The sequence below is a fragment of the Crenobacter cavernae genome (assembly GCF_003355495.1).
GTDB classification, from domain to species: Bacteria; Pseudomonadota; Gammaproteobacteria; order Burkholderiales; family Chromobacteriaceae; genus Crenobacter; species Crenobacter cavernae.
In genome coordinates this window covers 3,115,936-3,127,942 of record NZ_CP031337.1, presented here as the reverse complement: position 1 = coordinate 3,127,942, position 12,007 = coordinate 3,115,936, and the positions used below count along the sequence as shown (strand labels likewise).

General features: G+C 68.3%; 13 protein-coding genes and 1 tRNA gene. 11 read left to right on the top strand and 3 right to left on the bottom strand.

Going from position 1 to position 12,007, the window contains the following annotated elements; genetic code table 11:
• Nucleotides 1-32: 32 nt before the first annotated feature.
• The 11 genes from DWG20_RS15155 (at nucleotide 33) to ribA (ending at nucleotide 10,360) form a co-directional block, all read left to right on the top strand.
• Nucleotides 33-215 (top strand): hypothetical protein, encoded by a 183-nt coding sequence (locus DWG20_RS15155; RefSeq protein WP_115434578.1) that lies wholly within the window; start codon nucleotides 33-35, stop codon nucleotides 213-215.
• A 233-nt stretch (nucleotides 216-448) separates the two neighbouring features.
• Nucleotides 449-1,606, top strand: a complete 1,158-nt coding sequence (locus DWG20_RS15150; protein WP_181880942.1) for an MFS transporter — start codon at nucleotides 449-451, stop codon at nucleotides 1,604-1,606.
• 259 nt (nucleotides 1,607-1,865) lie between these two features.
• Entirely contained in the window at nucleotides 1,866-2,933 is a 1,068-nt protein-coding gene (locus DWG20_RS15145) for an NAD(P)H-dependent flavin oxidoreductase (protein ID WP_115434576.1), read from the top strand.
• A complete protein-coding gene (locus DWG20_RS15140; RefSeq protein ID WP_115434575.1) occupies nucleotides 2,930-3,211 on the top strand; it encodes an acylphosphatase in 282 nt (93 codons plus the stop codon). Before DWG20_RS15145 ends, DWG20_RS15140 begins: the two co-directional genes overlap by 4 nt.
• 118 nt (nucleotides 3,212-3,329) lie before the next feature.
• A complete protein-coding gene (locus DWG20_RS15135) occupies nucleotides 3,330-4,352 on the top strand; it encodes a thiamine ABC transporter substrate-binding protein (RefSeq protein ID WP_115434574.1) in 1,023 nt (340 codons plus the stop codon).
• Complete coding sequence (locus DWG20_RS15130; protein WP_115434573.1) at nucleotides 4,352-5,872, top strand: ABC transporter permease; 1,521 nt, start codon at nucleotides 4,352-4,354, stop codon at nucleotides 5,870-5,872. Before DWG20_RS15135 ends, DWG20_RS15130 begins: the two co-directional genes overlap by 1 nt.
• Nucleotides 5,856-6,815: an ABC transporter ATP-binding protein gene (locus DWG20_RS15125; protein ID WP_115434572.1), complete on the top strand. Its 960-nt coding sequence runs from the start codon at nucleotides 5,856-5,858 to the stop codon at nucleotides 6,813-6,815. Before DWG20_RS15130 ends, DWG20_RS15125 begins: the two co-directional genes overlap by 17 nt.
• Nucleotides 6,812-8,329, top strand: coding sequence for a sensor histidine kinase (locus DWG20_RS15120; RefSeq protein WP_115434571.1), 1,518 nt, complete (start codon nucleotides 6,812-6,814; stop codon nucleotides 8,327-8,329). The genes DWG20_RS15125 and DWG20_RS15120 overlap by 4 nt, the downstream gene beginning before the upstream one ends.
• A complete protein-coding gene (locus DWG20_RS15115; RefSeq protein WP_115434570.1) occupies nucleotides 8,298-8,912 on the top strand; it encodes a response regulator transcription factor in 615 nt (204 codons plus the stop codon). Before DWG20_RS15120 ends, DWG20_RS15115 begins: the two co-directional genes overlap by 32 nt.
• A 153-nt stretch (nucleotides 8,913-9,065) precedes the next feature.
• A complete protein-coding gene (locus tag DWG20_RS15110; protein WP_115434569.1) occupies nucleotides 9,066-9,548 on the top strand; it encodes a GlcG/HbpS family heme-binding protein in 483 nt (160 codons plus the stop codon).
• A gap of 206 nt (nucleotides 9,549-9,754) precedes the next feature.
• A complete protein-coding gene (gene ribA / locus DWG20_RS15105; RefSeq protein ID WP_115434568.1) occupies nucleotides 9,755-10,360 on the top strand; it encodes a GTP cyclohydrolase II in 606 nt (201 codons plus the stop codon).
• Between the two features lie 224 nt (nucleotides 10,361-10,584).
• Here ribA and DWG20_RS15100 read toward each other — a convergent pair.
• From DWG20_RS15100 to DWG20_RS15090, 3 genes are all read right to left on the bottom strand, one after another.
• A tRNA-Ala gene (locus DWG20_RS15100) sits at nucleotides 10,585-10,660 on the bottom strand.
• Nucleotides 10,661-10,820: 160 nt separating this feature from the next.
• Entirely contained in the window at nucleotides 10,821-11,033 is a 213-nt protein-coding gene (locus tag DWG20_RS15095; protein ID WP_115434567.1) for a hypothetical protein, read from the bottom strand.
• A gap of 153 nt (nucleotides 11,034-11,186) precedes the next feature.
• Complete coding sequence (locus DWG20_RS15090; protein WP_115434566.1) at nucleotides 11,187-11,708, bottom strand: DUF1269 domain-containing protein; 522 nt, start codon at nucleotides 11,706-11,708, stop codon at nucleotides 11,187-11,189.
• Nucleotides 11,709-12,007 lie beyond the last annotated feature (299 nt).

Here is a 12,007-nt window from a genome sequence, read left to right as displayed (position 1 = left end):
ACCGCCCGCATCGTCTGTCCAAGGAGAAGTTAATGCGCATCAACCAACTGAAACCCGGTGTCACCATCCGCGACTGGCTGAACGGCAAGGTCATCCATTTCGAAGTGCTAGACGTCAAACCGGTCGGCAGCAAGTTCGAAGTCACCTTCCGCTCGCCGCTCGGCCACGCCAGCGCCGTCTACCCGGGCAACGCCTTCGTCACCGTCGCCTCGTAAGTCCCCACGCTGCCGGCTCCGGCGCGTCTTCTTGTCGTCCCCACGGGCGTTTCTGCCCGAACCTTCCCGATTCTGATCGTTGCTACCGGTCGCACGACCGGTCTGCAACGAATCCGGCGCCTTCAGTATCAGTACGGATATTGCAAACGCATCGCTTCCCGGACAATCATCCGATGTCTGGACCGCTCGCGTGACGCCATGGTGGCGAGGCGGGCGCAGCCAGCTGGATGGTCATGGACAAGAGGATCTATCTACTCGCTTTCGTGAATTTCTCGATGGGCCTGGTCGAGATGTTCCCGGCCGGCATCCTGAGCCGCATCGCCGAAGAATTGTCGGTGTCGGTCAGCGTCGCCGGGCAGATGCTCGGCCTGTTCTCGCTGACGTTCGCGATCGCCGCGCCGGTGCTGCAAGTGCTGACCGCGCGCTTCGAGCGCCGCCGCGTGCTGATGATCACGCTCGCGGTGTTCGCCGCCGGCACGCTGTGGGGCGTGTTCGCGCCGACCTTCGCCGAACAGATGGCCGCGCGCGTCGTGCAGGCGGCCGCCGGCGGCCTGATGTGCAGCACCGCGTTCGCGCTCGCCGCGCAGATCGCCGACCCGGCGTTCCGTGGCCGCGCGATCGCGCTCGCGGCGATGGGCATCAGCAGCTCGATCGTGCTCGGCGTGCCGCTCGGCATCCTGGTCGCCGAACAGATAGGCTGGCGCGCGATGTACGTGCTGACGGTGGTCTTCGCCGCGCTCGCCTTCGTCGGCGTGTGGCGCTGGCTGCCGAAGGTGCAGGGCAGCGGCGCGGTGCCGCTGTCGCAGCAGCTGCGCACCTTGCGGAGCGCCAAGCTGTTGTCGGCGCACACGGTGACCTTCCTCCTGATGTGGGGCCACTTCGCGATGTACGCCTTCCTCGCGCCGTTCATGGAGCAGGTGGTCGGCCTCGATTCGCGCTGGATGAGCGTCGTCTACCTCGCGTTCGGCGCGGCCGGCATGACCGGCGGCTTCCTCGGCGGCTACAGCAGCGACCGCTGGGGCGGCGTGCGTTCGGTGACCGGCGCCGGCTGTGCGCTGGCCTTGGCGCTCGCGCTGCTGCCGTTCGCCGCGGCGAGCCTGTGGCTGGTGCTGCCGGTGGTGATGCTGTGGGGGATGTCGGCCTGGGGGTCGACGCCGTCGGTGCAGCACTACATCACGTCGACGTCGCCCGAGACCGCCGGCATCCAGCTCGGGCTGAACCTCGCCGCGCTGAATTTCGGCATCTCGATGGGCGCCGCGGTCGGCGGTTTGACCTTAGAGTTCGTGTCGATCCGTTACAACCCATGGGTGGGGGCGCTGGCGGTGATATTCGGCGTCCTCGTCGCGCGCTACTCGGCGCGCTTACCGTACCGGCGCCTCGCGGTCGCGTAAGGCCAGGCTTGGCCGAGCTCGGCCAACCTTGTCCGCCCGATGGTGATTCCCAACGTACTGACCGTCGCCGGCATCCACCCGGTGAACCACTTCCATGCGCACTGGTGATCGCTCGGCCAACGCAAACGCCCGGCACGGAGCCGGACGTTTGCGTTGGAGCCGGCATGCGTGGATCGCCCGCAGGCTCAGGGATAGCCGTGCTTGGCGTGTGCGCGCCGGCCGCGCATGATGAGAGCATCGTCCCCCGCAGGAGTTAGCGATGGCTTTTCCTTCTCCGTTGTGTCCCCTTCTCGACATCGACTTCCCGCTGATCCAGGCGCCGATGGCCGGCGGCGCGACGACGCCGGCGCTGGTCGCCGCCGTCAGCCAGGCCGGGGCGCTCGGCTCGCTCGCCGCCGCCTTGCTGTCGCCCGAGGCGATCGGGCCGCAGTGCGCGGCGATCCGCGCGCTCACCGTCCGGCCTTTCGCCATCAACCTGTTCGTGCTCGACGCGCCTCGGGTCGACGAGGCCGCCATCGCGCTGGCTCTCGAAGCACTCGCGCCGTTTCATGCCGAGCTGGGCATCGCGCCGCCTGAACGGCCTGCGCGCTGGTGCCAGCCGTTCGCCGAGCAGCTCGACGCGCTGATCGCCGCGCGGCCGGCGGTGGCGAGCTTCACCTTCGGCGCCCTCGACAAGGATCAAATCGAACGGCTGCACGCGGCGGGCATCACGGTGGTCGGCACCGCGACGCATCTGGCCGAGGGCGAAGCGTGGGTCGCGGCCGGCGCCGACGCGGTGTGCGCGCAGGGCGCCGAGGCCGGCGGCCATCGCGGCACCTTCATCGGCGACGAGCGCGACGCGCTGATCGGCACGCTGCCTTTAGTGTCGCAACTGGCCGCGAGCCTGCCGGTGCCGGTGATCGCCGCCGGCGGGCTGATGGGCGGGCGCGACATCGCCGCCTGCCTCGCGCTCGGCGCGGCCGGCGCGCAGCTCGGCACCGCGTTCCTGCGCTGCCCCGAGTCGGGCGTGTCGGCGCTGTGGAAGACGAAGTTGGCCGAGGCCGGCGACACCGCGACACGGCTGACGCGTGCGTTTTCCGGCCGCTATGCGCGCGGCCTGTCCAACGCCTATATGGAACGCCTGGCCGGGCTCGAAGCGCGCCTGCCGGCTTACCCGCTGATGAACGCGCTGACCGGCCCCATGCGCGCCGCGGCGGCGGAGCAGGGTCGCGCCGATCTCTTGTCGTTGTGGGCGGGGCAGGGCGCCGCGAAGAGCCGCGCCTTGCCGGCGGCCGAACTGGTGGCGACACTGAAGGCGGAGACTTTGAAGACCGGGGAAGCGAAATGAACACGCTGTGCAAGCGTCTGACTATCCACGGCAGGGTGCAGGGCGTGTATTACCGCGCCAGCGCGGTGGCCGAGGCTGAGCGGTTCGGTGTGAGCGGCTGGGTGCGCAACCGGCGCGACGGCACGGTAGAGGCGCTCGCCTGCGGCGACGCTGACTCGGTCGCCGCCTTCATCGCCTGGACGCACGAAGGCCCGCCCGGCGCGCACGTGACGCAGGTAGACGTCGCCGACGCCGCGGTGCCGGTTCCCGAAGGGTTTTCGCAGCGGCCAAGCGCCTGAACCGTGCTGCTACTGAGTCCGCCATCCATAGGCGCGGGCAGCGGCGCTGCACGTCGCGGTATACTCGGGGTTTGCCCGCGCGCGTCGTGCGCGGGGGTTCCGTTCCGGGAGTCTGCCGATGATCACCTTGCGCCGCGTCGCGCCCGCGCTGCTGCTTTCCCTGCTCGCACTGTCCAGCCTGTCCGTGAAGGCGGCCGAGCTGCGCCTGATGACGCACGCCTCGTTCGAGCTGCCCAAGCCCTTGATCGCCGACTTCGAGCGTCAGGCCGGCGTGAAGCTGACGGTGATCAAGGCCGGCGACGCGGGCGAGATGCTGAACAAGCTGATCCTGATGCGCGCCAATCCCATCGCCGACGTCGTCTACGGCATCGACAACACGCTGGCCGCCAAGGCGATCAAGGCCGGCGTGCTCGACGCGGCGCCGACCGTCAAAACCGTGTACACGCTGCCGGGCGGTCTCGCCGCCGTCGACTACGGCGTGGTCACGCTGAACGTAGACAAGGCGTGGTTCGCGAAGAACAAGAAAGCCCTGCCCAGAACGTTGGCCGAGCTCGCCACGCCGGCGTACAAGGACCTCTTCGTCGTGCAGAACCCGGCGACGTCGAGCCCCGGACTCGCCTTCCTCGTCGCGACCGTCGACGCGATGGGCGAGGAGGCGGCGTTCGCGTGGTGGGCGAAGCTGCGCGACAACGGCCTCAAGGTTGCCAAGGGCTGGAGCGAGGCCTACTACACCGACTTCTCGAAGAACGGTGGCGCGCGGCCCATCGTCGTCAGCTACGCGACGAGCCCGGCGGCCGAGGTGTTCTACGGCAAGGAAAAGCTGAACGACGCGCCGACCGCGAGCCTGCCGCTGCCCGGCGCCAGTTTTCTACAGATCGAGGGCGCGGCGCCGGTCAAGGGCGGGCGCGAGCCGGCGGCGGCCAAGCGTTTCGTCGCCTGGCTGCAGAGCGCGCCGGTGCAAAAGGCGCTGCAGACCGGCATGTGGATGTACCCGGCGGTGCCGGGCACGGCGCTGGCGCCGGTGTTCCGCTTCGCGCCGCAGCCGGCCGGCGTGAAGCCGGTCGACGCGGCGAAGATCGATGAAAACGCGCAGCGCTGGGTGAGCCGCTGGACGCGCGTGGTGATCAAGGGCGGCCGTTGATGGTGCTAAGCCGCGCGCTGATCGTGCCGCCGGCGATCTTGCTCGCCGCGGGCCTCGTCGCGCCCCTCGTTCGCGTGTTGGCCGAGGGCGCCGGCGGCTTCGACTTCGCGCTGCTGGTCGATCCGTATCTGGGCTGGCGGCTCGCGTGGTCGTTCATCCAGGCCGGCGTGACCTGCGTGCTGGCGCTGGCGATCGGCCTGCCGCTGTCGTGGGCGCTCGCGCGCTTCGACTTCACGCTGCGTACCTTCGTGCTGCGCGCGCTGATGCTGCCCTTCGTGATGCCGACGCTGGTCGCCGCGATCGGCGTGCTCGCGATCTTCGGCCCGCACGGCGTCGCCGGAATCAACCTGCAGGACACGCCTTGGCTCTTGCTCTACGGCAACCTGTTCTACAACCTGCCGCTGGTGGTGCGCGCCGGCGTCGACGGTTTCGCCGCGGTACCCGCGTCGCAACTGGCTGCCGCGCGGACGCTCGGCGCGAGCCGCGTGCGCGCGTTCTTGCGCGTCGAATGGCCGCTGGTGCGGCCGTGGCTCGCGTCGGCGCTGTGCCTGGTGTTCGTCTATTGCTTCGCCGGCTTCGGCCTCGCGCTCTTGCTTGGCGGCCAGCGCTACGCGACGGTAGAGGTCGAGATCTACACGCTGGTCGCCTACGAGCTGAACTTCGCCGACGCCGGCCTGTTGGCGCTGGTCAACCTCGTCGCCAGCGGCGCGGTCGCGCTCGCGTACGCGTGGCGCGAGAAACGGCTGTCGGTCGCGCTCAAGGTCGAACCCTTGGCGCCGCAAAAACCGCAAACGTTGGCCGAGCATCTGGGGCTCGCAGCGGCCTTGGCGACGCTGGCCTTCGTCAGCTTCGCGCCGCTCGCGGCGGTCGCCGCCTCGGGTCTGGCGGCCGGCTGGGACGTGTGGATGGGGCTGTGGAACGAGGAAGGGCGGCTCGCGCTGTTCAACACGCTGCGCTTCACGGCGACGACCGCCTTGCTCGCCGGCCTGTTCGGCGTCGCGCACGCGCTGGCCGCGCGGCGTTCGGTGTTCTGGCGCGCGGCGGCGTTTTTGCCGTTCATCGTGTCGCCGGTGTGCGTCGCCTTCGGCCTCTTGTTGCTCTACCCCGAGTTCACGGCGAGCCTGCCGCTGCTCATCGGCGCCTACCTCTTGCTCGCCTATCCCTTCGTCGCCAAGAGCCTCGCCGCCGCGCTCGACGCCGAGCCGCCGGAGCTGGCGCGTGCGGCTCGCACTCTGGGTGCGAGTCCGTGGCGCGCTTTCTGGCGCGTACGTTGGCCGCTCATGCGCCCGGCGCTGTCGCGCGGCCTCGCGTTCGCCGCGGCGACGGCGGTCGGCGAGTTCGCCGTCACGCTGTTCCTGTCGCGTCCCGAATGGCTGACGCTGACGACGCTGATCTACCAGCTTCTCGGCCGACCGGGCTCGGCTGCCGCCGCGCAAGCGCTCGCCACCTTGCTGATGGCGCTGTCGCTCATCGCGTTCTGGCTGATCGAAAGGCAGGCCGCCCATGCTCGAACTCGCTGAGCTGTCCAAGCGCTACGGTGAACGCGTCGTCGCCGATTCGGTGTCGCTCAAGCTCGCGCCGGGCGAACTCGTCGCGCTGCTCGGACCGTCCGGTTGCGGCAAGAGCACGCTGCTCAATATGGTCGCCGGCCTCGTCGCGCCGGATGCGGGAGCGATTTATTTCAATAAAGAACGCATCGACATGCTGCCGGCGGAGAGGCGCGGCTTCGCGCTGATGTTCCAGGACTTCGCGCTATTCCCGCATCTGTCGGTACTCGATAACGTGATGTTCGGCCTCGCAGAGCGGCGCGTACCGAAAAAGGCCGCGCGCGAACGCGCGAGGGCCGAGCTCGAAGCGGTAGGGCTGGCCAGTTTCGAGGCGCGCCGCATCGGGGCCTTGTCCGGCGGCGAGAAGCAGCGCGTCGCGCTGGCGAGGGCACTGGCTACCGACCCGCGGCTGATGCTGCTCGACGAACCGTTCTCCAGCCTCGACGCGCATCTTAGAGCATCGTTACAGGCGGCGACGCGCCAGAGGTTGGCCGAGGCGAACATCCCGGCTTTGCTTGTCACGCACGATAGAGACGAGGCGCTGGCGATGGCCGACCGCGTCGCGGTGCTCGACGCCGGCCGCATCGCGCAGATCGCGCCGGCATCCGAGCTGATGGCCGCGCCGGCGAACGAGCGTGTCGCGCGCTTTCTCGGGCTCGCCAACGTCACCGGCCAAGGCTACTGGCCGCAGCAGGCGCTACAGCTGGGTGGGCAGACCTTGGCCGAGGTCGTCGCTTTGACGCCGCGCGCCGACGGGCTGACGCTCGAGGTCGCGCTGCCCGAGGGGCGCTTTATCGTCGAGCTGTCGCTGCGCGAGGCGGCGGCGTTGGCCGAGCCGCCCGTCGTCGGCGCTCGCGTGCCGGTAGCGCTGCGGCCCGAGGCGTTCCGGCGCTTCGCGGCGAAGGACATCGCATGAGCCGCCAACTGCAGCTGGTGCTGCTGTGGGTGTTCATCCAGGCGGTGTTCGCCGGCCTGATGATGGGCAACCGGCTCGACGCGCTCGAATTGCAGTTCGAGCAGGACGCGCGCATCGCGCACCGGCTGTTGAGCCAGGAGGCGGTAGAGCTCGACGCGGTGCTCAACACGCTGGTCGCGGCGCACCCGCGCGCCGACACGCCCGAGGCGCTCGAGAGGCTCGACGCGCAGCTGGCCGCGATCTACCCGCAGATCGCCGACATCGCCTTCTCGCTGCCCGGGCGCGGCTGGCGGCTCTCGAGCGGCCGCGCCGCGCCGTCTGAGTTGGCCGAGGCCTACGCGAAGAGCGCGACGCTGTCGCGCAGCGTGATGACGCGTTTTTCCGGCCGCCCGGCGCGCTACTGGCTGGTGCGTACCCGCGACGACGGCGCCGCCTACGCCTTGTGGCTCGACCCGGCGCGCTTCGTCGCCGGCAACGAATGGCCGAACACGCTGAAGCCGGTGCTGCTGCGCGACGGCCACGGCACGATCCCGCTGGTGCAGGCCGGCCCGGACGCGCCCCTCGCGGTACGCCTCGTGCTCACGCGCAACCTCGCCAGCGTAAGCCAGCCGATGCTGATGCAGGCCGAGACGCGCATCCTGCCGAAACAGCTGCCGTGGGCGACGGTGGCGAGCCTGGCGCTGGCCACCGGCTTCATCCTGTGGGGGCTGAACGCCTTCCTCGACCAGCGCCAGACGGTGCTGCGCGCCAGGCGCCAGGCGCGCTTCGTCCAGGTCGCGCGGCTCAACACGCTCGGCGAGATGGCCGCCGGCATGGCGCACGAACTGAACCAGCCCTTGACGTCCATCCTCGCCAACTGCCAGGCGTCGCTCAGGGTGCTCGACGACGAAGAGCCCGACACCGCGCTGATCCGCGAGGCGCTGTCTCTGTCGGTGACGCAGGCCAAGCGCGCCGGCGAGATCATCGCGCGCCTGCGCGAAGACGTGCTGCGTCCGCGCGAGGCGCGCCGCACGCAGATCCTGGCGCTGGCACAGGTGGTCGACGAGACGGTGTTCCTCGTCGAGCCCGAATGCCGCAAGCGCGAGGTCAGGGTGAAATTCAACCGCCGCGACGACAGCCTCTTCGTGCGCGCCGACCGCGTCGCGCTCGAGCAGGTGATCCACAACCTGCTCTCCAATGCGCTCGAGGCGATGCGCGACACGCCGCCCGAGCGCCGGCTGATCGAGCTGGCCGTCGTGTCGCGCGGCAAGGAAGTCATGCTGACCGTCAGCGACCGCGGCCCGGGCATCCCGCCCGAGGTGCTGCCGCGCCTGTTCGAACCCTTCTTCACCACCCGCCAGACCGGCATGGGGCTGGGGCTGTCGATCTGCGAGACGCTGATCGGCGAAATGGGCGGGGTGGTCGCCGCCGACAACCGAGCCGTCGGCGGGGCGCGCTTCGTCGTGACCCTGCCGCGCGTAGAAACCAAGGAAGACCGCTACCATGGATCACTCCCCGATCATCTATCTGGTTGACGACGACGAAGCGGTGCGGCAGGGCCTGTCGCTGTTGATCCGCACCGTCGGCCTGCAGGTCGAGGCGTTCGCCCGGCCGGAGGATTTTCTCGCCGCCTACGACGCGAACGCGATCGGCTGCGTCGTGCTCGACATCCGCATGCCGGGCATGGGCGGCTTCGAGGTGCTAGAGCGCCTCGACAAGGCGCGCGTCACCCACCCGGTGGTGATGATCACCGGCCACGGCAGCGTCGATCTGTGCCGGCGCGCGTTCAAGACCGGCGCGATGGAGTTCCTGCAAAAGCCGATCGACGACCAGCTCTTCCTCGACACCTTGCAAAAGGCGGTCAAGCAGCACATCGCGACGCGCGAGAAGCAGCGCGTGTCGCTCGAGGCGCGCCAGAAGTTCGAGCGGCTGTCCGAGCGCGAGCGCGAGGTGTTCGTCTTGATGGCCGAGGGCCTGTCGACCAAGCAGATCGCCAAGGAACTCGGCCTGTCGCCGCGCACCGTCGAGACGCACCGCGCTCATCTCTTTTCCAAGCTCGAGGTCGAGTCGCTGGTGCAGCTGATCCGCAGCTATTGCGGCCTGTTGTCCGAGTCCTAAGCGTGTTTTCGGCGAATTTCAGGGTATACCCTTGTAATTTAGCGGCATTCATGCGATTACATCCGTAATATTACGGATGCCCTCGCGTAGTCGAACGGATAGGCGCCGGACCCGCCGGCGACTACGCTATCAACCAGAGATGGAGACAAAGAGATGAAGAAGATCCTGCTGACCGCCGCACTGCTGAGCGCCGCTTTCGCCGCCCACGCCGAGGTGCGCACCGAGAAGACTATCTCGGCCAACCTCGCGCAGACGCTGGCGGCCAACACCGTCGCCGCTTGCAAGGACAAGGGCTACGCCGTGACCGCGGCCGTGGTCGACCGCGCAGGCCAGGTCAAGGCGCTGCTGCGCGCCGACAACGCCGGCCCGCACACGATCGACTCCAGCCTGAAGAAGGCGTACACCGCCGCGTCGGCGAAGAGCCCGACGTCGGCCATGATGGAAACCGCCCAGAAGAATCCGGGCGCACAGAACCTGACCGATATCCCCGGCTTCCTGCTCTTGGGTGGCGGGGTGCCGGTAAAAGTTGGCAACGAGGTGATCGGCGCGATCGGCGTCGGCGGCGCCCCCGGCGGCCATCTCGACGAGCAATGCGCCGTGGCCGCGCTCGACAAGGCCAAGGGCGAGCTCAAGTAAGCCCGTACAGAACCCCGCGCAGTCGGTGTAGTTACCGACGTTTCTCTTGCCCCGGCAACCCCGGGGCATTTTTTTTGTCCCAAGCGGTAGGGTGGGGCCGGCGCTCACTGGGACCCCCGAATGACGCCGTCGGCTTTTCTTCCCCGGCCAAGCCCGTTACCATCGGGCCTCTTTATCGCCAGACAAGATTTCAGCAGGAACACACCATGCAAGAGCACTCCGCCGCCGTCCGCCATGTCGCCCGTTGCAAGCTGCCCACGCAGTGGGGCGAATTCACCATGCACGGCTTCGAGGAAGCCGGTAGCGGCAAGGAACACGTCGCGCTGACGCTGGGTGACTTCGGCGACGGCGAACCGGCGCTGGTGAGGCTGCACTCCGAATGCCTGACCGGCGATGCGCTGTTCTCGCTGCGCTGCGATTGCGGTTTCCAGCTCGCCGCCGCGCTCGAGGCGATCGCCAAGGAAGGCCGCGGCGCCTTGCTTTATCTCAGACAAGAAGGGCGCGGCATCGGCCTGATCAACAAGATCCGCGCGTACCGGCTGCAGGACGGCGGCGCCGATACGGTAGAGGCGAACGAGCAGCTCGGCTTTCCGGCCGACGCGCGCGACTTCCGCATCGCGCGCGACATGTTGGCCGAGCTCAAGATCTGCAAGGTGCGAGTGATGACCAACAACCCGCGCAAGATCGACACGCTCAAGCGCGTCGGCATCGAGGTGGTCGAGCGCGTGCCGCTCGAAGTTGGCCGCAACCCGTACAACGACAAGTACCTGGACACCAAGGCCGACAAGCTCGGCCACCTGTTCGGCCTGTAGGCTAGGTCAAGGTCGAACGTCGAGACGCCCGGGGTTGCCGGGCGTTTTTCATTCCGTCAGAAGGCGGGGGCGGTGTGGCTGAGAAGGTGAGGCCGGGGTGCGCGGTCCCGCTGTTGCTCAAGCGCCTTCAAGAGGGGCTCGCAGGGTGGCGTGATGCAGGAAGGGGGTGAAGTCTTCGAGAACGGACAAAGAAAAAACCCGAGGCCTGAGCCTCGGGTTCTGTCTGGTGGAGGTAAGCGGGATCGAACCGCTGACCTCTTGCATGCCATGCAAGCGCTCTCCCAGCTGAGCTATACCCCCAGAAAACTGCTGCCCGCGCCGGCTTGCTGCCCGGCGTCGTGCGAGAGGGATGAACTATAACCGGCGCGGATCGACGCGTCAACCACCGCCGGGACTCGGCCCCTACGCCGCGCGCGGTGCGGGTGGGCCTGGGTGCGATGCTGGCTGACGTTGGCCGAGCCTACAGATAGTTATCGAGCGGCTGGACCGCCCAGTGGCCGGTGTAGTTGGCCTTGCGTTGCGCGACTTCGAGCAGCTTGTGCACGCTGATGACGTCGCCGGTGGCGATGTCGCCGTAGCCGTCGATCACCACCACCGCGTAGCGGTAGCCGTCGTCTATGAGTTCGCGAGTGCGTTGCGGATCGAGAACGATCTTGTCGATGTGTTTTCCCACGGGGGCTTCCTGGAACGGGTAGGGCAGGGACTGCGCGCCATTATCGTCCGTCGCGCGCGCGCTGGACAAGGGGGTGGCCGAGCCCAGCAAAAAGCGCCCGCAAGCTGCCGGGCGCTTTGTCCTTCATGGCCGGGGGCTCGGCCAAGCTTATCGCTACGGGAAGGCCGGGATCGTCGGCTCGGTGCCCTCAAGGTGCGCTTCGGGGTGGATCTTGCGCAGCAGTTGCTCGATGTCTTCGACCTGGTCGTAGCGCACGTCGACCATCAACAGGATCTGGCCGCGTTCGATCGCCGCGCGGAACGGTTTGAGCCGGCTGTTGGGGGCCGAACTGCCTATCATGCTCGCCGTCCACGCGCCGAACAACGCGCCGAGCAGGCAGGTCGCCAGCACCACGCCGCCCCATGGCAGGCCGCTGCCCGACAGCATGAAGAAGGCCGCGACCAGCCCGGCGAACAGGCCGGTTGCGCCGCCGACAGCGAGGCCCATTTCGGCGCCGTGCACGATGTCCGATTCTTGCAGCAGGTTGGCGCGGTGCAGGCTGGAGAGGTCCGCGCCTTCGCGCGCGAGGAAGTGGATGTGTCTTTCCTCGATCCGGGCGAGCAGGAGGTCGTTCATCATCCGCTGCGCGCTGGGTAGATCGGGGATCAGGTAGTAGATCCGTTTCCGTTTGAGCATGGCCGCACCTCCCGGATGCCGATTGAAAACAAGGCGGTAGAGAACCGCCCCGGCGATACCTTTATATATATACCCCGCCGTTTGACGCTTCAAACCCGGGGTCCTCCGCGTACCGGACGCGCCGCTCTCCTCGAAAGACCCCCCGCCACGATCCGCGTTTTCGACGCAATTCCCGCGCCGGTTTTTGCGTCTGGCAAGCAGACATCGTTGTTTTCATGCCCGCTGCGATCGATGTGCTAAGTTGAGAAAGGCGGGGCGGGCGCGGCGTGCGCGGTCCCAAGGTTGGCCGGGCCCTGAGC